The organism is Pseudomonas sp. SDO55104_S430, from assembly GCF_054070595.1.
In genome coordinates, this window is record NZ_JBSVXG010000502.1 from 1 (window position 1) to 488 (window position 488).

At 61.1% G+C, this 488-nt stretch carries 1 protein-coding gene; it reads left to right on the plus strand.

The features are described 5' to 3' along the window. The first annotated feature begins 136 nt into the window (after positions 1-136). On the plus strand, positions 137-412 hold the full coding sequence (locus tag ACW9JE_RS30915; protein ID WP_224536152.1) for a hypothetical protein: 276 nt from the start codon (positions 137-139) through the stop codon (positions 410-412). Positions 413-488: the final 76 nt, after the last annotated feature.

The window sequence follows — 488 nt, forward strand, 5'->3', positions numbered from 1 at the left end:
AATGCTGTCTGGCAGCCTGCAATCGCGAGCAGGCTCGCTCCCACAGTGGTTTTGAGTGATCGCCGAGGCTGAACTTTTCCCACTAAAAAGCCCTCAACCGGTTACCCCGCCTTAACCGGACCCGAGGCCTGCCCCCATGAAAACCCTGCACACGCTCACCCTCGCCGCCACCCTCGCCTGCGCCCTGCCCGTCTGGGCCTGCACCCCGGAGGAAGCCACCGCCAAGCGCGAACAACTGGCCAAGGAAGTCACTCGTCTGACCGAGCAGAACCCGGCCAAGGCCAAGGAAATCAATGATCAGTTGCAGAAGATGGATCTGGGTACAGCGGCCAAGGATCTGCCGGACAAGTGCCAGCTGATTGACCAGCGCCTCAAGGAGCTGGGCGTGGCCGAGAAGAAAACCGAGAGCTGACACCGAACTACAAGCTGACACCAAACCCAGTGTGGGAGCGGGCTTGCTCGCGAAGGCGGCGTGTCAGTAGCGAATA

Excerpts from the sequence above, each read along its gene's own strand:
- ACW9JE_RS30915 (WP_224536152.1), top strand. The coding sequence starts at position 137 with ATGAAAACCCTGCACACGCTCACCCTCGCCGCCACCCTCGCCTGCGCC.